Origin of the sequence: Streptomyces sp. B1I3, assembly GCF_030816615.1 — a bacterium.
Classification (GTDB): Bacteria; Actinomycetota; Actinomycetes; order Streptomycetales; family Streptomycetaceae; genus Streptomyces.
In genome coordinates, this window is sequence record NZ_JAUSYD010000001.1 from 6,410,498 (window position 1) to 6,434,140 (window position 23,643).

The 23,643-nt window shown below is 70.8% G+C and carries 19 protein-coding genes; 11 read left to right on the forward strand and 8 right to left on the reverse strand.

Going from position 1 to position 23,643, the window contains the following annotated elements; all coding sequences use genetic code 11:
• Positions 1 to 81: 81 nt before the first annotated feature.
• Both QFZ58_RS29110 and QFZ58_RS29115 read left to right on the forward strand, forming a co-directional pair.
• Positions 82 to 1,134: an LLM class F420-dependent oxidoreductase gene (locus tag QFZ58_RS29110; RefSeq protein ID WP_307127869.1), complete on the forward strand. Its 1,053-nt coding sequence runs from the start codon at positions 82 to 84 to the stop codon at positions 1,132 to 1,134.
• Positions 1,135 to 1,411: 277 nt separating this feature from the next.
• Positions 1,412 to 2,200, forward strand: coding sequence for a ferritin-like domain-containing protein (locus QFZ58_RS29115; protein ID WP_307127870.1), 789 nt, complete (start codon positions 1,412 to 1,414; stop codon positions 2,198 to 2,200).
• Positions 2,201 to 2,264: 64 nt separating this feature from the next.
• On the opposite strand, the gene QFZ58_RS29120 is transcribed toward QFZ58_RS29115, so the two are convergent.
• Positions 2,265 to 3,251, reverse strand: a complete 987-nt coding sequence (locus QFZ58_RS29120) for a magnesium and cobalt transport protein CorA (RefSeq protein ID WP_307127871.1) — start codon at positions 3,249 to 3,251, stop codon at positions 2,265 to 2,267.
• 63 nt (positions 3,252 to 3,314) lie between these two features.
• On the opposite strand from QFZ58_RS29120, the gene QFZ58_RS29125 reads away from it, so the two are divergent.
• From QFZ58_RS29125 to mshC, 4 genes are all read left to right on the forward strand, one after another.
• On the forward strand, positions 3,315 to 4,025 hold the full coding sequence (locus tag QFZ58_RS29125; protein ID WP_307127872.1) for a histidine phosphatase family protein: 711 nt from the start codon (positions 3,315 to 3,317) through the stop codon (positions 4,023 to 4,025).
• Positions 4,026 to 4,131: 106 nt separating this feature from the next.
• On the forward strand, positions 4,132 to 4,722 hold the full coding sequence (locus tag QFZ58_RS29130; RefSeq protein ID WP_307127873.1) for a DUF3090 domain-containing protein: 591 nt from the start codon (positions 4,132 to 4,134) through the stop codon (positions 4,720 to 4,722).
• A complete protein-coding gene (locus QFZ58_RS29135) occupies positions 4,686 to 5,543 on the forward strand; it encodes an SCO1664 family protein (protein ID WP_307127874.1) in 858 nt (285 codons plus the stop codon). Before QFZ58_RS29130 ends, QFZ58_RS29135 begins: the two co-directional genes overlap by 37 nt.
• A gap of 126 nt (positions 5,544 to 5,669) precedes the next feature.
• On the forward strand, positions 5,670 to 6,899 hold the full coding sequence (mshC, locus tag QFZ58_RS29140) for a cysteine--1-D-myo-inosityl 2-amino-2-deoxy-alpha-D-glucopyranoside ligase (RefSeq protein WP_307127875.1): 1,230 nt from the start codon (positions 5,670 to 5,672) through the stop codon (positions 6,897 to 6,899).
• A gap of 88 nt (positions 6,900 to 6,987) precedes the next feature.
• Here the strand turns inward: mshC and QFZ58_RS29145 are convergent, their stop codons facing one another.
• Complete coding sequence (locus QFZ58_RS29145; protein WP_307127876.1) at positions 6,988 to 8,022, reverse strand: PAC2 family protein; 1,035 nt, start codon at positions 8,020 to 8,022, stop codon at positions 6,988 to 6,990.
• A gap of 229 nt (positions 8,023 to 8,251) precedes the next feature.
• On the opposite strand from QFZ58_RS29145, the gene QFZ58_RS29150 reads away from it, so the two are divergent.
• Entirely contained in the window at positions 8,252 to 9,574 is a 1,323-nt protein-coding gene (locus QFZ58_RS29150; protein WP_307127877.1) for an enolase C-terminal domain-like protein, read from the forward strand.
• On the forward strand, positions 9,571 to 10,350 hold the full coding sequence (locus tag QFZ58_RS29155; protein WP_307127878.1) for an SDR family NAD(P)-dependent oxidoreductase: 780 nt from the start codon (positions 9,571 to 9,573) through the stop codon (positions 10,348 to 10,350). The genes QFZ58_RS29150 and QFZ58_RS29155 overlap by 4 nt, the downstream gene beginning before the upstream one ends.
• Before the next feature lie 118 nt (positions 10,351 to 10,468).
• On the opposite strand, the gene QFZ58_RS29160 is transcribed toward QFZ58_RS29155, so the two are convergent.
• The 5 genes from QFZ58_RS29160 to QFZ58_RS29180 all read right to left on the reverse strand — a co-directional run bounded on the left by QFZ58_RS29160 (position 10,469) and on the right by QFZ58_RS29180 (position 16,414).
• Positions 10,469 to 11,140: a FadR/GntR family transcriptional regulator gene (locus QFZ58_RS29160; RefSeq protein ID WP_307127879.1), complete on the reverse strand. Its 672-nt coding sequence runs from the start codon at positions 11,138 to 11,140 to the stop codon at positions 10,469 to 10,471.
• Positions 11,141 to 11,391: 251 nt separating this feature from the next.
• Positions 11,392 to 13,002 carry a glycerol-3-phosphate dehydrogenase/oxidase gene (locus QFZ58_RS29165; RefSeq protein WP_307127880.1) on the reverse strand — a complete coding sequence of 537 codons (1,611 nt, stop codon included), beginning with the start codon at positions 13,000 to 13,002 and terminating at the stop codon, positions 11,392 to 11,394.
• 5 nt (positions 13,003 to 13,007) lie between these two features.
• Positions 13,008 to 14,543, reverse strand: a complete 1,536-nt coding sequence (gene glpK, locus QFZ58_RS29170) for a glycerol kinase GlpK (RefSeq protein WP_307127881.1) — start codon at positions 14,541 to 14,543, stop codon at positions 13,008 to 13,010.
• Positions 14,544 to 14,583: 40 nt separating this feature from the next.
• Positions 14,584 to 15,375: an MIP/aquaporin family protein gene (locus QFZ58_RS29175; RefSeq protein ID WP_307127882.1), complete on the reverse strand. Its 792-nt coding sequence runs from the start codon at positions 15,373 to 15,375 to the stop codon at positions 14,584 to 14,586.
• A gap of 274 nt (positions 15,376 to 15,649) precedes the next feature.
• Positions 15,650 to 16,414 (reverse strand): IclR family transcriptional regulator, encoded by a 765-nt coding sequence (locus tag QFZ58_RS29180; RefSeq protein WP_307127883.1) that lies wholly within the window; start codon positions 16,412 to 16,414, stop codon positions 15,650 to 15,652.
• A 240-nt stretch (positions 16,415 to 16,654) separates the two neighbouring features.
• On the opposite strand from QFZ58_RS29180, the gene metH reads away from it, so the two are divergent.
• From metH to QFZ58_RS29195, 3 genes are all read left to right on the forward strand, one after another.
• The gene (gene metH, locus QFZ58_RS29185) at positions 16,655 to 20,167 is read left to right on the forward strand and encodes a methionine synthase (protein ID WP_307127884.1); all 3,513 of its coding nucleotides are present in this window, start codon (positions 16,655 to 16,657) and stop codon (positions 20,165 to 20,167) included.
• A gap of 140 nt (positions 20,168 to 20,307) precedes the next feature.
• Positions 20,308 to 21,009, forward strand: coding sequence for an HAD family phosphatase (locus tag QFZ58_RS29190; RefSeq protein WP_307127885.1), 702 nt, complete (start codon positions 20,308 to 20,310; stop codon positions 21,007 to 21,009).
• 290 nt (positions 21,010 to 21,299) lie between these two features.
• Positions 21,300 to 22,895, forward strand: coding sequence for an ABC transporter substrate-binding protein (locus tag QFZ58_RS29195; protein WP_307127886.1), 1,596 nt, complete (start codon positions 21,300 to 21,302; stop codon positions 22,893 to 22,895).
• A 68-nt stretch (positions 22,896 to 22,963) separates the two neighbouring features.
• On the opposite strand, the gene QFZ58_RS29200 is transcribed toward QFZ58_RS29195, so the two are convergent.
• Positions 22,964 to 23,635 carry a response regulator transcription factor gene (locus QFZ58_RS29200; protein WP_307127887.1) on the reverse strand — a complete coding sequence of 224 codons (672 nt, stop codon included), beginning with the start codon at positions 23,633 to 23,635 and terminating at the stop codon, positions 22,964 to 22,966.
• Between the last annotated feature and the right edge of the window lie 8 nt (positions 23,636 to 23,643).

Here is a 23,643-nt window from a genome sequence, read left to right on the forward strand (position 1 = left end):
CGACCGGGCCTGCCGGATCGCGGTACCCCGCGCTAGAGTCCCGGACACAGGACGTTACTGATCAGTAGAGGGAGCGTGGCTATGCGGCTCGGCATCAATCTCGGTTACTGGGGTGCGGGTATGGACGGCGACAACCTCGCCGTCGCCCAGGAGGCCGACCGGCTCGGCTACGACGTCTGCTGGGCGGCCGAGGCCTACGGCTCCGACGTCCCGACGGTACTGGCCTGGGTCGCGGCCCGGACCGAGTCCATCGACGTGGGTTCCGCGATCATGCAGATCCCGGCCCGCCAGCCCGCCATGACGGCGATGACGGCGGCCACCCTCGACTCGCTCTCCGGCGGCCGCTTCCGCCTCGGCCTCGGCGTCTCGGGACCGCAGGTCTCCGAGGGCTGGTACGGCGTCAAGTTCGACAAGCCCCTGGCCCGCACCCGCGAGTACGTCGAGATCGTGCGCAAGGCGATGTCCCGGGAGCGCCTGTCCTACGAGGGCGAGCACTGGACGCTGCCGCTGCCCGACGGCCCCGGCAAGCCCATCAAGCTGACCGTCCACCCGCAGCGCGAGCACATCCCGCTCTACATCGCCGCGATCGGCCCGAAGAACCTGGAGCAGACCGGCGAGATCGCCGACGGGGCACTCCTGATCTTCCCGTCCGCCGATCACCTGGAGGAGACCACGGTGAAGCACCTGCGGGCCGGTCGCGAGAAGGCCGGGAAGACGATGGAGGGTTTCGACGTCTGTCCGACCCTGCCGCTCGCGGTCGGCGACGACGTCAACGGCCTCGCCGACATGTTCCGCCCGTACACCGCCCTGTACGTCGGCGGCATGGGGAGCCGCAAGCAGAACTTCTACAACGCGCTCGCCCAGCGCATGGGGTACGAGAAGGAAGCCGCCGAGATCCAGGACAAGTACCTGTCCGGGGACAAGGCCGGAGCGGCGGCCGCCGTACCGCACGAGCTCATCGACCGGACGACGCTGCTCGGCCCGGTGGAGCGGATCGCCGAGCGGATGCAGGCGTACGCGGCCGCCGGTGTCACCACCCTCACCCTGGCGCCGGCGGGCTTCACGCTCGACGAGCGGCTCGCGGCCCTGCGCGCCGGCACGGACGCCCTGGAGCGCTCCGGCCTCGCCGCGTAGCGACGCCCTCGCCCGGCAGCGACGCCTCGCCATGCGACGAGGCGTCCCGTACGGCAGCACTACGGCCGTGGTGGGGGCTCGGGGGTCCTCCCCGCCACGGCCGTCACGGAGCACAACGGGCCCGGCGCCGTGCGGGTTACGCCGGGTACTCCTCCCGGGGCGCCACGGCATGCCGCACCGCGCCCGTTCGGCCCCGCGCCGGCCCTCTCGTGTTGCCTACCGCCCCGTACCGCATTTGACTGTGCCCCTGCGGACACCGGTGCGAAAGGTGGCAGTGATGCTGTCGGCTAAGAGTCTGTTCCAGGAGATCGTCGACAACGACGAGTCGTTCCGGCTGTTCTGCTCGATCGCGGCGGGCGGCGAGGCGCAGGGCGGCTGGGAGAACGGCCGCATCGCCGCCCTCGTCCCCGCCAACCTGCGTGATCTCGCCCCCAAGGCCGCCCGGCACGGAGCCGACGAGGACAAGCACGGCCGGATCTTCAACGCCCTGCTCAAACAGCGCGGGCTCGCTCCGGTGGCCGTGCCCTACGAGACCGACTACACGCTGATCCTGGAGAGGCACGGCATCGGCCTCGCCCATGAGCGGCTCGGCCGCGAGGAGCCGCTCACGGAGCGGGACGTCATCGTGTACCTGGCCCACAGCCGGGTGACCGAACAGCGGGCCTCCGAGCAGATGCGGCTCCTGCTCAGGCACTTCGCCGGCCACCCCGTCCTCGGGCGCGCGGTGCAGATGATCTCGAGGGACGAGGACAGCCACCTCGCCTACTGCCACGAGGAACTGCTGCGCCTGGCCCGGTCCGGGCACGGCCGGACGATCCAGTCCGTCCTGCGCGAGTGCGCCCGGGCCGAGATCCGGGTGTACCGCGACGTCAGCCTGGCCGTGATGAGCCACATGGGCGCGATCCTGCACTGGCCCCGTGCCAAGGCCGCCGTGCTGGCGGCCGGCATCCACGCGGTGTACGCCTACGAGAGGCTGGCGGGCTGGCGGCGGATGGTCAGCCTCCGGCAGCCCGACCGGCGCAACGCGCTGGGCGGTCCGGCGGTGCCCGAGACGGAGTTCGCCTGACCCCCGGGACGACCGCGCGGCGCCGCTCACGGCCGGCCGCGGCGCCCGAACGGCGCGGCGCCGCCTACAGCCAGCCGCGGCCCTTGAACAGGCGGTGCAGTCCGAAGACCGCGACGGCCATGGACACGATCACCGCGGGGTACGTCCACACCCAGTGCAGCTCCGGCATGTGGTCGAAGTTCATGCCGTAGATCCCGGCCACCATCGTCGGCACCGCCGCCATGGCGGCCCAGGCCGAGATCTTCCGCATGTCGTCGTTCTGCCGTACGCCCATCTGTGCCAGATGCGCCGACAGGATGTCCGAGAGCAACCGGTCGAGCCCCTCCACCTGCTCGTTGGCACGGGTGAGGTGGTCGTTCACGTCCCGGAAGAAGGGCTGTGAGCCCTTGTCGACGAACGGCACGCCCGCGCTCGCCAGCCGCGCCATGGGGGCGCTCAGCGGGCCGGTCGCCCGGCGGAACTCCAGTACCTGGCGCTTGAAGGTGTAGATGCGTGCGGCGGTGCTCTGGGAGTCGCCGGAACCGCTGGGGGCGAACACCCGCGTCTCCAGCTCCTCCAGGTCGACATGGAGCTCGGCGGCGACATCTATGTACTGGTCCACGACCGCGTCGCTGACCGCGTACAGCACGGACGTGGGGCCGTGCCTGAGGACCTCCGGCTCGGCCTCCAGACGGCGCCGCACAGCCGCCAGGGGGGCGCCCTCGCCGTGCCGGACCGTCACCACGAAGGAGTCGCCCATGAAGAGCATCAGCTCTCCGGTGCTGACCGTGTCGCTCTCGGGTTCGTAGACCACCGGCTTGATGACCACGAACAGGGAGTCGTCGTAGATGTCCAGCTTGGGGCGCTGGTGCGCGCGCAGGGCGTCCTCGACCGCCAGCGGATGCAGCGCGAACTCGCTGCTGACGAGGTCGAACTCCTTCTCCGTGGGCTCGTGCAGTCCTATCCAGACGAACGCGTCCCCGGCGGCCCGCGCCTCGTCGAGGGCGTCGGAGAAGTCGGCGGGGCCTTCGGTCCGGCGCCCGTCCCGGTAGATGCCACAGTCCACGATCACGCGCGCATTCTTCCCTGCCGTCGGCTCCGGTGCACTCTTCCCGTGCCCCCTAGGCTGGCACGTATGCCCACGCTCATCCTTGTACGCCATGGACGCTCGACCGCCAACACCGCCGGACTGCTCGCCGGGCGGACCCCCGGTGTCGCCCTCGACGAACGCGGCGCCGCGCAGGCCGCCGCGCTCCCCGGCCGGCTGGCCGCCCTCCCGCTCGTCGCCGCCGTCACCAGTCCCCTGCAGCGGTGCCGCGAGACCCTCCAGCCACTGCTGGACGCCCGCCCCGGCCTGCCGCTGCACACCGAGGACCGCATCAGCGAGTGCGACTACGGGGAATGGTCGGGACGCAAACTGGCCGAGCTGTCCGACGAACCGCTGATGTCCGTCGTGCAGCAGCACCCCTCCGCAGCGGCCTTCCCCGGTGGCGAGTCCATGCGTGGCATGCAGGCCAGGGCCGTCGACGCCGTACGGGACTGGAACGCCCGTGTCGAGGCGGAGCACGGCGAGGACGCCACGTACGTGATGTGTTCGCACGGCGACATCATCAAGGCGCTCGTCGCCGACGCGCTCGGCATGCACCTCGACCTCTTCCAGCGCCTCCATGCCGACCCGTGCTCGGTCACCGCGATCCGCTACACCCGGCTCCGCCCGTTCCTCCTCAGGCTCGGGGACACCGGCGATCTCGCGTCCCTGGCACCGCGCGAACAGGCCCTGGGGGCCGACTCGGCGGGGGGTACGGCAACCGAAGCGGCCGTCGGGGGCGGCGCGGGGGCGCCGTGATCGCTCGGCGCAGTAGGGTGGACGCGCCGTAGCGGCCTCGCGGGGGCTTTCCCCCCTGGGCCCCGGCCGCCCCCATTGGCCTCCACATTCTCAAGGGAGACAGGACGTGTCCCGTCAGGTGTTCCTCTACGACCCCCCGGACCGTTTCGTGGCCGGTACGGTCGGGCTGCCTGGCCGCCGTACGTTTTTCCTGCAGGCATCCTCGAGGGGACGGGTCACGAGCGTGGCCCTGGAGAAGACCCAGGTTGCCGCGTTGGCCGAACGGATCGACGAACTCCTCGACGAGGTCGTCCGGCGGACCGGCGGCAATTCACCGGTGCCCGCCGTGGCACCCATGGACGTCGCCGACACCGCTCCGCTCGACGCCCCCGTCGAGGAGGAGTTCAGGGTCGGCACGATGGCCCTCGCCTGGGACGGCGAGGAGCAGCGCATGATCGTCGAGGCGCAGGCGCTCGTCGAGCTGGACGCCGATTCCGGGGACGACCTCGCGGAGGCCGAGGAAAGGCTTCTGCAGGACGAGGAGAACGGCCCGCCCATGCTGCGCGTCCGGCTGAGCGGCGCCCAGGCGCGGGCGTTCGCCAAACGCGCCCTGGACGTCGTCAACGCCGGGCGCCCGCCGTGCCCGCTGTGCAGCCTGCCCCTCGACCCGGAAGGACACGTATGCCCGCGCCAGAACGGATACCGTCGCGGGGCCTGACGGAGGCCGGGCTGCGCACCCTGCTCAGCGAGGGGGAGCTCACGGTCCTCGGACAGGTCAGGGGCGCGTCCAACGCGGTACTCCACTGCACGGTCGCGTTCGAGGGTGAGGAGCGCACCTGCGTCTACAAGCCGGTCGCGGGGGAGCAGCCCCTGTGGGACTTCCCCGACGGCACGCTCGCCCAGCGGGAGGTCGCGGCGTACGAGATCTCCGAGGCCACAGGATGGGGCCTCGTGCCGCCGACCGTGCTGCGGGACGGGCCGTACGGCGAGGGGATGTGCCAGCTCTGGATCGAGGCGGAGGAGGCCGCGGCGCCGGACGGGGCTCCCGACGCGGCGCACGGGCTGCTGGCGCTCGTGGAGGGTGAGGAGCCCGGCGAGGGCTGGAAGGCCGTGGGCTTCGCCGAGGTCGGCGGGGGGAGGACCGCCCTGCTGGTGCACGCGGACGACCCACGTCTGCGGCGGCTCGCGATCCTGGACGCGGTGATCAACAACGGGGACCGCAAGGGCGGCCACCTGCTGCCCGCGCCCGGCGGCCGGCTGTACGGCATCGACCACGGCGTCACCTTCAACGCGGACGACAAGCTGCGGACGCTGCTGTGGGGCTGGGCGGGCGAGCCCTTGCCGGAGGAAGCCGTCACGGTGCTCGAGCGGCTGTCCGTGGACCTGGAGCCGGGCCGGGCGCTCGCCGCCCGGCTGGCGGAGCTGATCACGGAGACGGAACTGGACGCGCTGCGGGGGCGGGTGGAGGCCCTGCGCAAGAGCGGCCGGCACCCTGGGCCGAGCGGGGAGTGGCCCGCGATCCCCTGGCCGCCGGTGTGAGTGCCACCTACGGGCCGCCGCCCTGCCGCCCGTAGAACACGGCTTCCGGATGCGCAAGACCGCCTCTTCGGCCACGATCCGTGATCCGGTTCGTATCCGGAAGCAACGTCCGGTTACGCTCATGACATGCATGCCTGGCCCGCTTCTGAGGTCCCCGCCCTGCCTGGCAAGGGCCGCGACCTTCGGATCCACGACACCGCGACCGGCGGACGGATCACCCTTGACCCCGGTCCCGTCGCCCGCATCTACGTCTGCGGCATCACGCCGTACGACGCGACCCACATGGGTCATGCGGCGACCTACAACGCGTTCGACCTCGTTCAGCGCGTGTGGCTCGACACCAAGCGGCAGGTTCACTACGTCCAGAACGTGACCGACGTGGATGATCCGCTGCTGGAGCGGGCCGTGCGCGACGGTCACGACTGGACCGAGCTCGCGGAACGCGAGACGGCGCTCTTCCGGGAGGACATGACGGCCCTGCGCATGCTCCCCCCCGAGCACTACATCGGGGCGGTGGAGGCGATACCCGGCATCGTCCCCCTCGTCGAACGGCTCCTGGACGCGGGCGCGGCCTACGAGCTCGACGGCGACGTGTACTTCTCCGTCGAGTCCGACCCGCACTTCGGCGAGGTCTCCCACCTCGACGCCGAGGCGATGCGGCTCCTGTCCGCCGAGCGCGGCGGGGACCCGAAGCGTCCCGGCAAGAAGAACCCGCTCGACCCGATGCTCTGGATGAGCGCCCGCGACGGCGAGCCGAGCTGGGACGGGGCCACGCTCGGCCGCGGCCGGCCCGGCTGGCACATCGAGTGCGTCGCCATCGCGCTCGACCACCTCGGTATGGGCTTCGACGTCCAGGGAGGCGGCTCCGACCTCGTCTTCCCGCACCACGAGATGGGCGCCTCGCACGCCCAGGCGCTGACCGGCGAGCACCCGTTCGCCCGCGCTTACGTCCACGCGGGCATGGTCGCCCTCGACGGCGAGAAGATGTCCAAGTCCAAGGGCAACCTGGTCTTCGTCTCGGCTCTCCGCAGGGACGGCGTGGACCCCGCGGCGATCAGGCTCGCGCTGCTCGGGCACCACTACCGGGCCGACTGGGAGTGGACCGACCAGGTGCTCGCCGACGCCGTCGAGCGGCTCGCACGGTGGCGTGCCGCGGTCTCCCGGCCCGACGGGCTGCCCGCCGACGCACTGGTCGAGGAGGTGCGGGAGGCGCTGGCCGACGACCTCGACACCCCTGCCGCACTCGCCGCCGTGGACCGCTGGGCCGCGGCGCAGAGCGCCGCCGGCGGCACGGACGAGGGCGCGCCCGGCCTCGTCTCACGCACCGTGGACGCCCTGCTGGGCGTCGCCCTGTAACCCGCTCCCCACTCCGTACACACCCCGGCCCCGTACTTCGCGGTGAAGTCCGGGGCCGGGGTGTGTACGGAGTGGGGAGGGAGACGGCTCAGCCGTCCGAAGGGCCGGGGCCCTCGTCCGGCCCGGACGGCGGGTCCTGGGGCGGGTCCGCGTCCTTCCGCCGCCCCGTCTCCGGGCGCTGCGGTTTGGGCGGCCTCGTGCGGCCGCTCGACGGATCCCGCAGATAGGACGCGTCACCGCTCTCCGTCGCGTGCCCGCCGGGCCCCTGGCCGGCGGGGCCTCCGACGTCCCGGCGCCTCAGGTACCGCTCGAACTCCCGGGCGATGGCCTCCCCGGACGCCTCGGGCAGCTCCGCGGTGTCCCGGGCCTCCTCCAGCGTCTGGACGTACTCCGCCACCTCGCTGTCCTCGGCCGCCAGCTGATCGACACCGAGCTGCCAGGCACGGGCGTCCTCGGGCAGTTCGCCCAGCGGGATGCGCAGTCCGAGCAGGTCCTCGAGACGGTTCAGGAGAGCCAGCGTCGCCTTCGGGTTCGGCGGCTGCGACACGTAGTGCGGCACCGCGGCCCACAGACTCACCGCGGGCACACCCGCGTGGGTGCAGGCCTCCTGGAGGATGCCGACGATGCCGGTCGGTCCCTCGTACCTCGTCTCCTCCAGGTCCATGGTTCTGGCCAGGTCCGGGTCCGAGGTGATGCCACTGACCGGTACCGGCCGGGTGTGCGGGGTGTCGCCGAGCAGCGCCCCCAGGACGACGACCATCTCGACGCCCAGTTCATGGGCGAAGCCGAGGATCTCGTTGCAGAACGACCGCCAGCGCATGGAGGGTTCGATGCCGCGGACCAGCACCAGGTCGCGGGGCTTCTCGCCACCGACACGGACCACCGAGAGCCGCGTGGTGGGCCACACGACCTTGCGGGTCCCGCCGTCCAGCCACACCGTGGGCCGGTTGACCTGGAAGTCGTAGTAGTCCTCGGCGTCGAGCGCCGCGAACACCTCGCCCTTCCATTCCCGGTCCAGGTGCCCGACCGCTGTGGAGGCGGCGTCGCCGGCGTCGTTCCAGCCTTCGAACGCGGCCACCATGACCGGGTCGATCAGCTCGGGTACTCCCTCGAGCTCGATCACCCAGGCCTCCTTCCGAAGTTCCCTTGTGTACGGACCAACCTTACGGCTTCCGTCCGCTGCGGCCGTAGCCCGTTTGCGTGCACTCGTGAACCGTGCGGTGCTCGATTCGTCCGAGCTGTACCGGTCGAAGAGCGAGCTGACCTGGCCATGGGCCTTTACGGCGGGGCCTGTGGAGCGCTATACATCGGATGACCACCCAGAGATCCGATGTTATTTCCCAGGGGCGCACATGAGCCGTACCGTCACGCACTTCGAGGTCCACGACATCCGGTTCCCCACCTCGGAACAGCTGGACGGCTCCGACGCCATGAACCCCGATCCCGACTACTCGGCCGCCTACGTCGTGCTGCGTACGGACGGCGACGGCCCCGAAGGGCACGGTTTCTGCTTCACCATCGGCCGTGGCAACGATGTCATGGCCGCCGCCATCGAGACGCTCCGCCCCGCCCTGGTGGGGCGCCCCGCACCGCGCGCCGCAGCCGACCTGGCCGCCCTGTACCGCGAGCTGACGCACGACTCCCAACTGCGCTGGCTGGGGCCGGAGAAGGGGGTGATGCACATGGCGGCCGGCGCGGTCGTCAACGCGGCCTGGGACCTCGCGGCGAAACAGGCCGGGCAGCCGGTCTGGCAGTTCCTCGCCCGGATGACCCCCGAGGAACTCGTCTCCCTCGTCGACTTCCGCTACCTCACCGACGCGCTCACCCCCGAGGAGGCGCTCGCACTCCTGCGCGCCGCCGAACCCGGACGCGCCGAGCGGACCGAGCGGCTGCTCGCGGAGGGGTACCCCGCCTACACCACCTCGCCCGGCTGGCTCGGATACGCGGACGACAAGCTGGTCCGGCTGGCCGAGGAGGCCGTGGCGGACGGTTTCACCCAGATCAAGCTGAAGATCGGCGCCGACCTCGACGACGACGTCCGCAGGCTCGCGCTGGCCCGCGAGGCCGTCGGCCCCGGTGTCCGCATCGCCGTCGACGCCAACCAGCGCTGGGACGTCTCCGCAGCGGTGGAGTGGATGACCGCGCTCGCACCGTACGACCCGTACTGGATCGAAGAGCCCACCAGCCCGGACGACGTACTCGGGCACGCCGCTGTGCGCGCCGGTCAGCCGGTCAAGGTCGCCACCGGCGAACACATCGCCAACCGGGTCGTGTTCAAGCAACTGCTCCAGGCCGGCGCGGTCGACTTCCTCCAGATCGACGCCGCACGGGTCGCCGGCGTCAACGAGAACCTCGCCGTCCTGCTGCTCGCCGCCAAGTACGGCGTGCCCGTCTGCCCCCACGCCGGCGGCGTCGGGCTCTGCGAGCTGGTGCAGCACCTGGCGATGTTCGACTACGTGGCGGTCTCCGGCACCTGCGAGGACCGCGTCATCGAGTACGTCGACCATCTCCACGAACACTTCGCCGATCCGGCCGTGATCAAGGACGGGCGCTACACGGCCCCCCGTTCACCGGGATTCTCCGCCCGGATGCTCCCCGCCTCGATCGCCGATCACCGCTATCCGCAGGGCCCCGTCTGGCAGGCCCGCCGTACCGCCGAGGAGACCGGCCGATGAACACGACACAGGACTTCGACGGGCTCCGCGCCCTGGTCACGGGCGGCGCCTCCGGTATCGGCGCAGCTGTCGCGGCCCTGCTGCTCGCCCGCGGCGCACGCGTGGCCGTGCTCGACCGCGAGACCGGGGGCGCTCCGGAAGGCACGCTCGCGCTCCGGGCCGACGTGACGGACGACGCCGCCGTACGGGACGCCGTCGACCGGGCGGCCCGCGAACTCGGCGGCCTGCACACCCTGGTGTCCAACGCCGGTATCGGCTCCATCGGCACCGTCGAGGACAACCCCGACGAGGAGTGGACCCGCGTCCTGGACGTCAACGTGCTCGGCATGGTCCGCACCGCCCGGCACGCCCTGCCCCACCTGCGCCGGTCCGCGGCCGGTCGCCCCGGCGCGGTGTCGATCACCCAGACCTGTTCCGTCGCGGCCACTGCCGGGCTGCCGCAGCGCGCCCTCTACAGCGCGAGCAAGGGGGCGGTGCTCTCCCTGACCCTCGCCATGGCCGCCGACCACGTCCGCGAGGGAATCCGGGTGAACTGCGTCAACCCCGGCACCGCGGACACCCCCTGGATCGGCCGGCTGCTCGGACAGGCCGAGGACCCGGTGGCGGAGCGCGCGGCGCTCGAAGCCCGCCAGCCGCTGGGACGGCTCGTCCCGGCGGACGAGGTCGCCGCCGCCGTCGTCTACCTGGCGAGCCCGGCGGCCGCCTCCGTGACCGGGACCGCGCTCGCCGTCGACGGCGGCATGCAGGGCCTGCGCCTGCGCCCCGCCACCGGCTGACGGCGGACGCGGGCGGTGACGGTGACGGGGACGGTGGGGCCGCGGAGTCCGGGCCGGGCCGCGGCGCCGGGCCGGTTCACAGCGCCGAGGCCCGGACCGGGCCGCGGCGCCGGCCGGCTCACAGCGCCGAGCGCAGCCACTGCTCCACACTCGCCACGTGCACGGTCGCCCAGGACCGGGCGGCCTCCGGGTCACGGTCCCGCAGCGCGCCGAGTATCGCCCGGTGCTCGTACAGGGTGCGGCTCACCGCGTCCTGCTGGGTCAGCCCACGCCAGACCCTGGCCCGGGTGGTCGGCCCGGACAGGCCGTCCAGCAGCGAGCAGAGGACCGAATTGCCGGAGGACCGGACGATCCCGCGATGGAACTCCAGGTCGCCTGCGACCAGTTCCTCCACCGAGGGGTCGGTGCCCAGCGCGTCCAGCTGCGCGTCCAGCGCGTCCAGCTGTGACTCCTCGATGCGCAGGGCCGCCATCGCCGTGGCCGCGGGCTCCAGGATGCGGCGCACGGCGAGGAACTCCAGCACGGTGTCGTCGCGGTGGAAGTCCACGACGAAGCTGAGCGCCTCCAGGAGGAGCTGCGGGTCCAGGCTGGTGACATAGGTGCCGTCGCCCTGGCGGACGTCGAGGATCCGGATCAGCGACAGGGCACGCACGGCCTCGCGGAGCGAATTGCGTGAGAGGCCGAGCTCGGCGGCGAGTTCGCTCTCCCTGGGGAGCCGGTCGCCCGGAGCCAGGGCACCCGAGACGATCATTCCTTTGATCTTCTCGATCGCTTCGTCGGTGACGGCCATGGACGGCCTCCTCGCACATAAGACATCGGATCTATGACGTCATTATGGGGGTCGCGGCGCAGGGGCCGGACGGCCGGACATCCCGCCCCCCGGACCCCGGCGGTCCGGGGGGCGGGCCGGGGCAGGGGCCCGGCCGTCCGGCGCGGGGGCGCGGGACCGGACCGCCGCGGGAGCCGTGCGTGGACCGGCGTCGCAGGCGCGTGAAGGGGCGGCCCCCACCGGGGGGCCGCCCCTTCACCGTGGGTGCGGCGTCAGCGCCTGTCGGCCAGCACGGCCTCGACGCGGGTCCGGATGTCGTCCGTCGCCAGGCCCCGGATCGTCAGTGTCGTCCGGCGGCGCAGCACGTCGTCCGCCGTCTCGGCCCACTCACGGTCGCGGGCGTACACCACCTGGGCCCAGATCTCCGGGGCTTCCGGGTGGATGCGCTCGGCGAGCGCCGGATCCTCGTTCGCGAGGCGTGCGATGTCGAAGGCGAGCGAGCCGTAGTGGGTCGCGAGGTGGCGGGCCGTCTCGGCCGCCATCCGCGGTCCCGGCGTCCCGCCGTCGACCAGCAGCCGGTGCGCGACGGCGTTCGGGTTGGCGATGCCGGGCAGCGGCAGCTTCCTCGGCAGCCGCGCCATCGGCTCCATGCCCTCGGCCAGCGGGTGCCCGGGCAGGGCGGCCAGCTTGTTCATCACCGTGCGGCCGATGTGACGGAACGTCGTCCACTTGCCGCCCGCGACGGACAGCATCCCGCCGCGGCCCTCCGTCACGACCGTCTCGCGCTTGGCCTTGGACGTGTCACCCGGGCCGCCCGGGAGCACCCGCAGCCCGGCGAAGGAGTAGGTGATCAGATCACGCGAGAGCTGCTGGTCGCGGACCGAGAAGGCTGCCTCGTCCAGGATCTGGGCGGTGTCCTTCTCGGTGACCGCGACGTCGGCCGGGTCGCCCTCGTACTCCTCGTCCGTCGTACCGAGCAGGAGCATGTCCTCCCACGGCAGGGCGAACGTGATCCGGTACTTGTCGATCGGGGTGGCCAGCGCGGCCTTCCAGGGGCGGGTGCGCCTGAGCACCAGGTGCGCGCCCTTGGACAGACGTATGGACGGGGCCGCGTTCGGGTCCTCCATCTTCCGCAGGTGGTCGACCCACGGGCCGGTGGCGTTCAGCACGAGACGGGCGTCGACGCCGAACTCCGTACCGTCCTGGCGGTCCTTCAGCTCGGCGCCGGTGACCCGGCCCCGGGTGAAGCGCAGGCCGGTGACCGCCGCGTGGTTCAGGACGACGGCGCCCGCCTCCACGGCCGCACGGACCGTCATCAGGGCCATCCGCGCGTCGTTCATCTGGTCGTCGCCGTAGACCGCGACGGCCTTCAGGTTGTCCGTACGCAGCTCCGGCACGTCGCGCTGCGCCCGTGCCGGGCTGATCACGTGGCCGACGCCGTCACCGAACGCGGAGAGCGCCGAGTAGGCGAAGACGCCCGCACCCAGCTTGGCCGCGCCGTGCGGGCCGCCCTTGTAGACGGGCAGGTAGAAGGTGAGCGGGTTGGCCAGGTGCGGGGCGACCTGACGGGAGACCGCGCGCCGCTCGAAGTGGTTCTCCGCGACCAGCTTCACCGCGCCGGTCTGCAGATAGCGCAGACCGCCGTGGAGCAGCTTGGAGGAGGCGGAGGAGGTGGCGCCGGCGAAGTCGCCGGCGTCCACCAGGGCCACCCGCAGTCCGGACTGCGCGGCGTGCCAGGCGGTGGAGATGCCCAGGATGCCGCCGCCGATCACCAGGAGGTCGTACGTCGCCTTGGACAGCTGCTCCCGGGTTTCGGCACGGCTCGGGAGGGAGCCGGAGGCCGGATGCGTCCCGAGGGCGGGGACGCTCTGCAGGGTGGTCATATCGATTACTCCTCGACAGTGTCGTCGTCGAGCCAGCCCATGGACCGTTCGACGGCCTTGAGCCAGCTCTTGTACTCGCGGTCGCGGGTCGCCGCGTCCATACGGGGTGTCCACTCGGCGGCCCGGCGCCAGTTGGCGCGCAGCGCGTCGGTGTCCGGCCAGAAGCCGACGGCGAGGCCGGCGGCGTAGGCGGCGCCGAGGCAGGTGGTCTCGGCGACCATGGGGCGCACCACGGGCGCGTCCAGGAAGTCGGAGAGCGTCTGCATCAGCAGGTTGTTGGAGGTCATGCCGCCGTCGACCTTCAGGGCGGTCAGCTCGACGCCGGAGTCCTTGGTCATGGCGTCGCTGATCTCGCGGGTCTGCCAGGCGGTCGCCTCGAGTACGGCACGGGCGATGTGCGCCTTGGTGACGTACCGGGTGAGGCCGGTGATGACCCCGCGGGCGTCGGGGCGCCAGTAGGGGGCGAACAGACCGGAGAACGCGGGCACGAAGTACGCGCCGCCGTTGTCCTCGACGGAGGAGGCGAGCGTCTCGATCTCGGCCGCGGACTTGATCAGGCCCATCTGGTCGCGCATCCACTGCACCAGCGAACCGGTGACGGCGATGGAGCCCTCCAGGGCGTACACGGCCTTCTGGTCACCGATCCGGTACCCGACGGTCGTCAGCAGTCCGTTGTAGGAGTTCACGGGGGTGTGACCGGTGTTCATCAGCATGAAGGTGCCGGTGCCGTACGTGGACTTCGCCTCGCCCTGGGCGAAACACGTCTGGCCGAACAGCGCGGCCTGCTGGTCGCCGAGCGCGGAGGCCACCGGGACGCCGTCCAGCACGCCGCCCTTGGTGGTGCCGTACACCTCGGCGGAGGACCGGATCTCCGGCAGCACGGCGGGCGGGATCTCCATCGACTGCACGATCCGGTCGTCCCACTGCATCGTGTGCAGGTTCATCAGGAGGGTGCGCGAGGCGTTGGTGACGTCGGTGACGTGCACGCCGCCGTCGGTGCCGCCGGTCAGGTTCCAGATGACCCAGGAGTCCATGGTGCCGAACAGGATGTCGCCGCGCTCGGCGCGCTCGCGGAGCCCTTCGACGTTGTCGAGCAGCCAGCGGACCTTGGGACCTGCGAAGTACGACGCCAGAGGCAGGCCCGTCTCGCGGCGGAAGCGGTCCTGGCCGACGTTGCGGCCGAGGTGCTTGCAGAGGGCGTCGGTGCGGGTGTCCTGCCAGACGAGGGCGTTGTGGACGGGCTCACCGGTGTTCTTGTCCCAGAGCAGGGTGGTCTCGCGCTGGTTGGTGATGCCGATCGCCTTGACGTCGGCGGAGGTGATGCCGGCCTTGACGATCGCTCCTGCGACGACTTCCTGGACGTTCTCCCAGATCTCGGTCGCGTTGTGCTCGACCCAGCCGGGCTTGGGGAAGATCTGCTCGTGCTCCTTCTGGTCGACGGAGACGATCCGGCCGTCCTTGTCGAAGACGATGCAGCGGCTGGACGTGGTGCCCTGGTCGATGGCCGCGATGAACGGGCCGGTGGTGTGTGCGTCGGTCACGGTGTGCTCCCGGGGTCTGTGTGGTGGTGAGGGGTGCCGCTCAGGCGAAGGCGAGGTTGTAGAGCCCGCCGGCCAGGGCAGCACCGACGAGGGGTCCTACCACCGGTACCCAGGCGTACCCCCAGTCCGAACCGCCCTTGTTCGGCAGCGGCAGCAGCGCGTGCACGATGCGCGGACCGAGGTCGCGCACCGGGTTGATCGCGTAACCGGTCGGGCCACCGAGCGAGAGGCCGATGCCGACGACCACCAGCGAGGTGATCAGGGCACCGAGGGCCCCGAGGCCGTTGCCCTCGTCGTTGAGGCCCTGGGTGAGGATCGCCAGGATCAGGACGAAGGTCGCGATGACCTCCGTCACGACGTTCTGCACCGCGTGCCGGATCTCCGGACCCGTGGCGAAGACGCCGAGCACCGGGCCCGCCTGGGGAGCCGACGCCTGGTCGACCATGCCCTCCTCGAGGGGCTGGTCCCCGACGATCTCGGGGTCGGTGAGGTGCGCGTGGAACTGCCCGTAGTAGACGGCCCAGACGAGCACGGCACCGATCATCGCGCCGAGCAGTTCGGAGGCGAGGTACAGGGGCACGTCGCTCCACGCGGTGCCGCCCTGGATCGCGAGGGCGATCGTGACCGCCGGGTTGAGGTGGGCGCCGGACACACCGGAGGCTATGTAGGCGCCGGTCAGGACGGCGAAACCCCACCCGAAGGTGATGGCCGGCCAGCCGGCGTTCCGCGCCTTGGAGCGCTTGAGCGTGACGGCGGCACAGACACCGCCGCCGAGCAGGATGAGTATGGCGGTACCGATGGTCTCGCCGATGAAGATGTCGGAGCTGGACACCCGCGACTCCTTTGTCCTTCGTCCAGGGGGAAGGCGAAACACCGGGTACCTCCGGTGGATCGCGCCCCAGGCGGGCACCCGTCGCATACGGGACGCCGCCTGTGAGGGCTTGACCGGCCATCGGCACTGTCACACCCTAACGCGTATTTCCGTTAGGTGTTCGGCAATGCCGACCGGTGAACGGCAATGTTTCTCCCCAATGAACGACGCGTCAAGAGTTCTGTGGTGCGGAGTCGGCGCGGAGCCCGATCGTTATCGACGGGCGGGGGTGTCCTCAGAAACGCCCGGCACCCAGGTCCCGTGAAACGGCGCGGGCGCAGTCCCGTACGGCGGCGACGAGCTCGGGGCGCAGTTCCCCGCCGGTGCAGACGCGCTCCACGGCGCCCGTCACGGCGACGGCGCCGACGGGCATCCTGCGCCGGTCGTGGATGGGGGCGGCCACGGCCGCCACACCCTCCCAGGTCTCCTCCACGTCCGCCGCCCAGCCCTGCGCCCTGATCAGGTCCAGCAGGGACTCGAACTCCTGCGAGCCCGTGACCGTACGCGGGGTGAACGCCCGTCGTTCCGCCTCGACGACCTCGCTGTGCGCGACGGGGTCGTAGGCCGAGAGCACCTTGCCCAGGGCGGTGGAGTGCAGTGGCTGCATGGCGCCGACCTCGAGGACCTGACGGCTGTCGTCGGGCCGGAAGACGTGGTGGACGATCAGGACGCCGTGCTGGTGCAGCACGCCGAGGTGGACGCTCTCGCCGCTGGAGCGGGCCAGGTCGTCGGTCCACACCAGGGCGCGGGCCCGCAGCTCGTGCACGTCGAGGTAGCTGTTGCCCAGGCGGAGCAGCTCCGCGCCGAGCTGGTAGCGACCCGAGGCCGGGTCCTGCTCGACGAAGCCCTCGAGCTGGAGCGTGCGCAGGATGCCGTGGGCGGTGCCTTTGGCCAGCCCCAGGGAGGAGGAGATGTCGGACAGCCCGAGCCGGCGCTCGCCGCCTGCCAGCAGGCGCAGCATCGCCGCTGCCCGCTCGAGCGACTGGATGTTCTTGGCCATCGCGCCGTACTCCTCCACCTCGGTTCGACAATGCTGAACACTATCGGTCGATGCCGACCTGTGTCTGGTCGCGCGACGATTCTGCGCCACCACGCGGACGGGGCCGTGCCCCGCACAGCATGCAGTCCGTCCCGTGGGACGCGGCGACCGGCCCGGGCTCCGCCCCGCTACGCTGGCCGCGTGCCCTCCTCCACAGAAGGGCGCAAAGCCGACAGCCGTCGCATCCCAGGGAGAACATCCATGGCCTCGTCGCCGACCCCCTCCGTTGACAGCCGGACCCGAGCCGCAGCGCTCCGTGAGGCTCTCGCCACCCGTGTGGTGGTGGCAGACGGTGCCATGGGCACCATGCTCCAGGCGCAGGACCCCACTCTCGAGGACTTCGAGAACCTCGAGGGCTGCAACGAGATCCTCAACGTGACGCGGCCCGACATCGTCCGTTCGGTGCACGAGGAGTACTTCGCCGTCGGCGTGGACTGCGTCGAGACGAACACCTTCGGCGCGAACCACTCGGCTGCCAACGAGTACGAGATCGCCGACCGGATCTTCGAGCTGTCCGAGTCGGGCGCCCGGATCGCCCGCGAGGTCGCCGACGAGTTCGTCGCCGCGGACGGCCGGCAGCGCTGGGTGCTCGGCTCGGTGGGCCCCGGCACCAAGCTGCCGTCGCTCGGCCACATCGCGTACGACGTGCTGCGGGACGGCTATCAGCAGAACGCCGAGGGTCTGCTCGCCGGTGGTGCCGACGCCCTGATCGTGGAGACCACCCAGGACCTGCTCCAGACCAAGTCGAGTCTGATCGGCGCGCGCCGGGCGATGGAGGCCCTGGGCGTCGATGTGCCGCTGATCTGCTCCCTTGCCTTCGAGACGACCGGCGTGATGCTGCTCGGCTCCGAGATCGGCGCCGCCCTGACCGCCCTGGAACCGCTGGGCATCGACCTGATCGGCCTGAACTGCTCGACGGGTCCGGACGAGATGAGCGAGCACCTGCGCTATCTGGCCCGTCACTCGCGCACGCCGCTGATGTGCATGCCGAACGCGGGCCTGCCCGTCCTCACCAAGGACGGCGCCCACTTCCCCCTCGGCCCCGACGGCCTCGCCGACTCGCAGGAGACGTTCGTCCGGGACTACGGGCTGTCGCTCATCGGCGGCTGCTGCGGTACGACCCCCGAGCACCTGAGGGCCGTCGTCGAGCGGACCCGCGACCTCACCCCGGCGCCGCGCGACCCCCGCCCCGAGCCGGGCGCCGCCTCGCTCTACCAGACGGTTCCCTTCCGTCAGGACACCGCGTACCTGGCGATCGGTGAGCGCACCAACGCCAACGGCTCGAAGAAGTTCCGCGAGGCGATGCTCGAAGCCCGCTGGGACGACTGCGTGGAGATGGCGCGCGACCAGATCCGCGAAGGCGCGCACATGCTCGACCTCTGTGTCGACTACGTGGGCCGTGACGGCGTCGCGGACATGGAGGAGCTGGCCGGCCGCTTCGCGACCGCCTCGACCCTGCCGATCGTCCTGGACTCCACGGAGCTGCCCGTCATCCGGGCCGGTCTGGAGAAGCTCGGCGGCCGCGCGGTCATCAACTCCGTCAACTACGAGGACGGCGACGGGCCCGAGTCCCGCTTCGCGAAGGTCACCGCCCTGGCCAAGGAGCACGGCGCGGCGCTGATCGCGCTGACCATCGACGAGGAGGGCCAGGCCCGTACCGTCGAGCACAAGGTCGCCATCGCCGAGCGGCTGATCGAGGACCTCACCACCAACTGGGGCATCAACGAGTCGGACATCCTCATCGACTGCCTCACCTTCACCATCTGCACCGGTCAGGAGGAGTCCCGCAAGGACGGGGAGGCCACGATCGAGGCGATCCGCGAACTCAAGCGGCGCCACCCCGACGTCCAGACCACCCTGGGCCTGTCCAACATCTCCTTCGGCCTGAACCCGGCTGCCCGCGTGGTGCTGAACTCGGTGTTCCTCGACGAGTGCGTCAAGGCCGGCCTGGACTCCGCGATCGTGCACGCGTCGAAGATCCTGCCCATCGCACGGCTGGAGGAGGAGCAGGTCAAGGTCGCCCTCGACCTCATCCACGACCGCCGGGCGGAGGGCTACGACCCGCTCCAGAAGCTCATGGAGCTCTTCGAGGGCGTGAACATGAAGTCGATGAAGGAGGGGCGCGCCGAGGAGCTGTTGGCCCTCCCGCTCGACGAGCGCCTCCAGCGACGGATCATCGACGGCGAGAAGAACGGCCTGGAGGCGGACCTCGACGAGGCCCTGCGGACCCGGCCCGCCCTTGACATCGTCAACGACACCCTCCTGGCGGGGATGAAGGTCGTCGGTGAGCTCTTCGGCTCCGGGCAGATGCAGCTGCCGTTCGTGCTGCAGTCCGCCGAGGTCATGAAGACCGCGGTGGCGCACCTCGAGCCGCACATGGAGAAGTCGGACGCGGACGGCAAGGGCACCATCGTGCTCGCCACCGTCCGCGGCGACGTCCACGACATCGGCAAGAACCTCGTCGACATCATCCTGTCGAACAACGGCTACAACGTGGTCAACCTCGGCATCAAGCAGCCCGTCTCCGCGATCCTGGAGGCCGCGGAGGAGCACCGGGCCGACGTCATCGGGATGTCCGGCCTGCTCGTGAAGTCGACCGTGATCATGAAGGAGAACCTTCAGGAGCTCAACCAGCGCAAGATGGCAGCCGACTTCCCGGTCATTCTCGGCGGCGCCGCCCTGACCCGCGCCTACGTCGAACAGGACCTCCACGAGATCTACGAGGGCGAGGTCCGCTACGCCCGTGACGCCTTCGAGGGCCTGCGCCTCATGGATGCCCTGATCGGCGTCAAGCGCGGCGTCCCCGGAGCGGCGCTCCCCGAGCTCAAGCAGCGTCGTGTTCCCAAGCGCGACACGCCGCTGCCGGACGCCGAGGAGCCGCAGGAGGGCGTGCGGTCCGACGTCTCCGTCACCAACCCGGTCCCCGAACCGCCGTTCTGGGGAACCCGTGTGGTCAAGGGCATCCAGCTCAAGGAGTACGCCTCCTGGCTGGACGAGGGCGCCCTCTTCAAGGGCCAGTGGGGTCTCAAGCAGGCCCGCGCCGGGGACGGGCCGACGTACGAGGAGCTCGTGGAGACCGAGGGCCGCCCGCACCTGCGCGGCTGGCTCGACAAGCTCCAGACCGAGAACCTGCTGGAAGCGGCCGTCGTCTACGGCTACTTCCCCTGCGTCTCCAAGGGCGACGACCTGATCCTGCTCCACGAGGACGGCTCGGAGCGCACCCGCTTCACGTTCCCGCGCCAGCGCAGGGGCCGTCGGCTCTGCCTCGCGGACTTCTTCCGGCCCGAGGAGTCGGGGGAGACCGACGTGGTCGGCCTCCAGGTCGTCACGGTCGGCTCGAAGATCGGCACGGCGACCGCCGAACTCTTCGAGGCGAACTCCTACCGCGACTACCTGGAGCTGCACGGGTTGTCCGTGCAGCTGGCCGAGGCGCTCGCAGAGTACTGGCACGCGCGGGTCCGCAGCGAGCTCGGATTCGCGGGCGAGGACCCGTCCGACGTCGAGGACATGTTCGCCCTGAAGTACCGCGGTGCCCGTTTCTCCCTGGGATACGGGGCCTGCCCCGACCTGGAGGACAGGGCGAAGATCGCCGCGCTGCTGGAGCCCGGGCGCATCGGGGTGGAGCTCTCCGAGGAGTTCCAGCTGCACCCGGAGCAGTCCACGGACGCGATCGTCATCCACCACCCCGAGGCGAAGTACTTCAACGCACGGTAGACACCGTTCGACGCGCGGTAGGCGGACGCTCCGCGCGCCGGGTGCGGACGAGTCGTACACTGGTCGGTCCAGTGCAGGCCGGTCGCCCTTCCCACCGGGGGAGGCGGCCGGCCCTCTCGTCCCTCATGGAGGTGTACCGGATGACCAGTACCGTCCCCGCGTCCCTGACCCGTACGGCCGAAGGATCCGCCCTGCAGGCGGTCCTTCTCGACATGGACGGAACACTGGTCGACACCGAAGGCTTCTGGTGGGACGTGGAGGTCGAGGTCTTCGCCGATCTCGGTCACCGGCTGAACGAGAGCTGGCGCGACGTGGTCGTGGGCGGTCCCATGACCCGCAGCGCCGGCTACCTCATCGAGGCCACCGGTGCGGACATCGCCATCGGCGAACTCACCGTGCTGCTCAACGACCGCTTCGAGAAGCGCATCGGACGCGGGGTGCCGCTGATGCCGGGTGCCGCACGGCTGCTCGCCGAGCTCGCGGCCCACGAGGTGCCCACGGCCCTGGTCTCCGCCTCGCACCGGCGCATCATCGACCGGGTGCTCGAGTCGGTCGGCCGGCACCACTTCTCACTCACGGTGGCCGGGGACGAGGTGATCCGCACCAAGCCCCACCCCGAGCCCTACCTCACAGCGGCCGCCGGATTCGGGGCGGACCCGTGGCGCTGCGCGGTCATCGAGGACACCGCGACCGGCGTCGCCGCGGCGGAGGCCGCCGGCTGCCGTGTCGTCGCCGTGCCGTCGGTGGCGCCGATCGCGCCCGGCCCGGGGCGGGTGGTCGTGCCCTCTCTCAAGCACGTGGATCTCGCCTTCCTGCGGGGTCTGGTCACGGAGGACAGATGATCTCCGGGCGTAAATCAGGTGCATGTCAATGAGGTGATTCCGGTCGGGATGTGACCTTGCTCACTCAACGTGGCGTTCCGGGCTCCTCGAGATCGGCCGGGCTGCCCGTTATGGGCGCCCAAAAGTCCGGATTGATGGAGGGGTGCACGAAACATTCCCCGACATGACATAGACAGGCCGTCATGGGTGATCACCGAACGGATACGGGCCCCGATCACGCCGGTCAAGCGCTTCCGCAGCGCCTACTAATGTCAGTTTTCTCGCATGCCGTGATGAGGGAGAACGTCCAGATGAACCGCAAGACGCTGGTGCTGCCGGCCGTAGTGGGCCTGCTCGCGCCCGTGCTCGCCGCCTGTGGCGGGTCGGACGACGGGGGCGATGCCATCGTTGTCGGGACGACGGACCAGTTCAGCGCCTCCGCGGACACCCCGGCGCCACTCGACCCGGCGATCGGCTACGAGGCCGGCGTCTGGAACGTCCTCCGTCAGACGGTGCAGACCCTCACGCACATCCCGCGCGGCGGCGGCGAGCCGGTGCCCGAGGCGGCCGAGAGCTGTGCCTTCACCGACACGGAGAACGAGAGCTACCGCTGCACGCTGCGCGACGGGCTCACCTTCGCGGACGGGACGCCCGTCACACCGGACGACGTGAAGTACTCCATCCAGCGAGTCCTGGACATCAAGGACGAATCCGGCCCCGTCGGTCTGCTCGCCAACATCGACACGATCGAGACCAAGGGCGAGAACCAGGTCGTCTTCCACCTGCGGACCTCGGACGCGACCTTCCCGTACAAGCTCGCCACGCCGCCCGCGGGCATCGTCCAGAAGGACAAGTACCCGGCGAAGACGCCCCGCAAGGGCTTCCAGGTGGACGGGTCCGGCCCGTACACCATGAAGCCGGAGGTCAAGGACAACCAGATCGTGAAGATGGTCTTCACGAAGAACCCCAAGTACAAGGGCGATCTGAAGGTCCTCAACGACAAGGTCGAGCTGACCTCCTTCCCCGATGCGGCGGCGATGGGCAAGGCCCTCGACGACGAGAAGATCGACATGATGACCCGCACCATGTCGCCCGAGCAGGCCCAGGAGATGCTCGCCCAGCCCAAGGACGGCATCAAGCTCACCGAGATGCCCGGTCTCGCCATCAGCTACCTCGGGTTCAACACCGAGGACCCGTTGGTGGAGGACAAGGCCGTCCGGCAGGCCATCGCCCAGGTCATCGACCGCGGGTCCGTCGCGAGCAAGGTGTACGGCAGCACGGCCGAGCCGCTGTACTCCCTGATCCCGTCCGGTATCACCAACCACACCAACTCCTTCTTCAACAAGTACGGCGACCCCGACGCCTCCAAGGCCGCCGGGATCCTGGAGAAGGCGGGCATAGACACGCCTGTGAAGTTCACGCTCCACTACACGACCGACCACTACGGTCCCGCGACCAAGGCCGAGTACGAGATGCTGGCGAAGCAGCTCAACGACTCGAAGCTCTTCGAGGTCAAGGCCGAAGGCACCGAGTGGGCGAAGTTCCGGCCGGCGCAGAGCAAGGGCGAGTACGCGGTGTACGGAATGGGCTGGTTCCCGGACTTCCCGGACCCGGACACCTACACGGCGCCGTTCCTCGACGAGGACAACTTCCTCAACTCGCCCTACCGGTCGGACACCATCCAGAAGACACTCATTCCGCAGTCCCGGCGCGAGGCGGACCGCAGCGCCGCGGCCGACACCTTCACGAAGATCCAGAACATCGTGGCCGAGGACGCTCCGGTCATCCCGGTCTGGCAGGGCAAGCAGTACGTCGCCTCGCTCGACGACCTGAACGGCGTCGAGTGGGCTGTCACCTCCTCGGCCGACCTGCAGCTCTGGGAGCTCGGCCGCGGCACCGCTTCCTGACACCTGCTCATACGGCGATGCGGTCCGGGGCCGTCGGCCCCGGACCGCATCGCCGTGCCGGTGGCGCGTCACTGGGCGCCGGGGCGCACCAGACCGCTCTCGTAGGCGTAGACGGCCGCCTGCACGCGGTCGCGCAGGCCCAGCTTCGTCAGGACATGACCCACATGCGTCTTGACCGTCGTCTCGCTGACGAACAGGTCGGCCGCGATCTCCGCGTTGGACAGCCCCCGCGCCACCAGCTTCAGCACCTCCACCTCACGCTCCGTGAGGGTGTGCAGGGCGTCCGGCACGGACTCCTCGCCCGAGGGCAGGTGATCCGCGTACTTGTCGAGCAGCCGGCGCGTGATGCTCGGCGCGAGCATCGCCTCGCCCGCGGCCACCACCCGGATGGCCTGCACCAGCTCATTGGCGGGAGCGTCCTTCAGCAGGAAGCCGCTCGCGCCCGCGCGCAGCGCCTCCACGACGTACTCGTCGAGATCGAAGGTCGTCAGCACCAGGACCTTCGCCGGGCCGTCGCGGCCGGGGCCCGTGATCTGCCGGGTCGCCTCGACGCCGTCCATCCGCGGCATCCGGATGTCCATCAGCACGACATCGGGCTGGAGTGCGCGCACCTGATCGATGGCCTGCAGGCCGTCACCGGCCTCGCCGACCACCGCGAGGTCCCCCTCCGCCTCCAGAATCATCCGGAAACCGGTGCGCAGCAGCGGTTGATCATCGACCAGCAGGACGCGGATAGCCACGGAATCTC

Excerpts from the sequence above, each read along its gene's own strand:
- metH (WP_307127884.1), top strand. The coding sequence starts at position 16,655 with ATGGCCTCGTCGCCGACCCCCTCCGTTGACAGCCGGACCCGAGCCGCA.
- QFZ58_RS29125 (WP_307127872.1), top strand. The coding sequence starts at position 3,315 with ATGCCCACGCTCATCCTTGTACGCCATGGACGCTCGACCGCCAACACC.
- QFZ58_RS29165 (WP_307127880.1), bottom strand. The coding sequence starts at position 13,002 with ATGACCACCCTGCAGAGCGTCCCCGCCCTCGGGACGCATCCGGCCTCC.
- QFZ58_RS29180 (WP_307127883.1), bottom strand. The coding sequence starts at position 16,414 with ATGGCCAAGAACATCCAGTCGCTCGAGCGGGCAGCGGCGATGCTGCGC.
- QFZ58_RS29150 (WP_307127877.1), top strand. The coding sequence starts at position 8,252 with ATGAGCCGTACCGTCACGCACTTCGAGGTCCACGACATCCGGTTCCCC.
- QFZ58_RS29155 (WP_307127878.1), top strand. The coding sequence starts at position 9,571 with ATGAACACGACACAGGACTTCGACGGGCTCCGCGCCCTGGTCACGGGC.
- QFZ58_RS29110 (WP_307127869.1), top strand. The coding sequence starts at position 82 with ATGCGGCTCGGCATCAATCTCGGTTACTGGGGTGCGGGTATGGACGGC.
- QFZ58_RS29115 (WP_307127870.1), top strand. The coding sequence starts at position 1,412 with ATGCTGTCGGCTAAGAGTCTGTTCCAGGAGATCGTCGACAACGACGAG.
- QFZ58_RS29135 (WP_307127874.1), top strand. The coding sequence starts at position 4,686 with ATGCCCGCGCCAGAACGGATACCGTCGCGGGGCCTGACGGAGGCCGGG.
- QFZ58_RS29190 (WP_307127885.1), top strand. The coding sequence starts at position 20,308 with ATGACCAGTACCGTCCCCGCGTCCCTGACCCGTACGGCCGAAGGATCC.
- QFZ58_RS29195 (WP_307127886.1), top strand. The coding sequence starts at position 21,300 with ATGAACCGCAAGACGCTGGTGCTGCCGGCCGTAGTGGGCCTGCTCGCG.
- QFZ58_RS29160 (WP_307127879.1), bottom strand. The coding sequence starts at position 11,140 with ATGGCCGTCACCGACGAAGCGATCGAGAAGATCAAAGGAATGATCGTC.
- mshC (WP_307127875.1), top strand. The coding sequence starts at position 5,670 with ATGCATGCCTGGCCCGCTTCTGAGGTCCCCGCCCTGCCTGGCAAGGGC.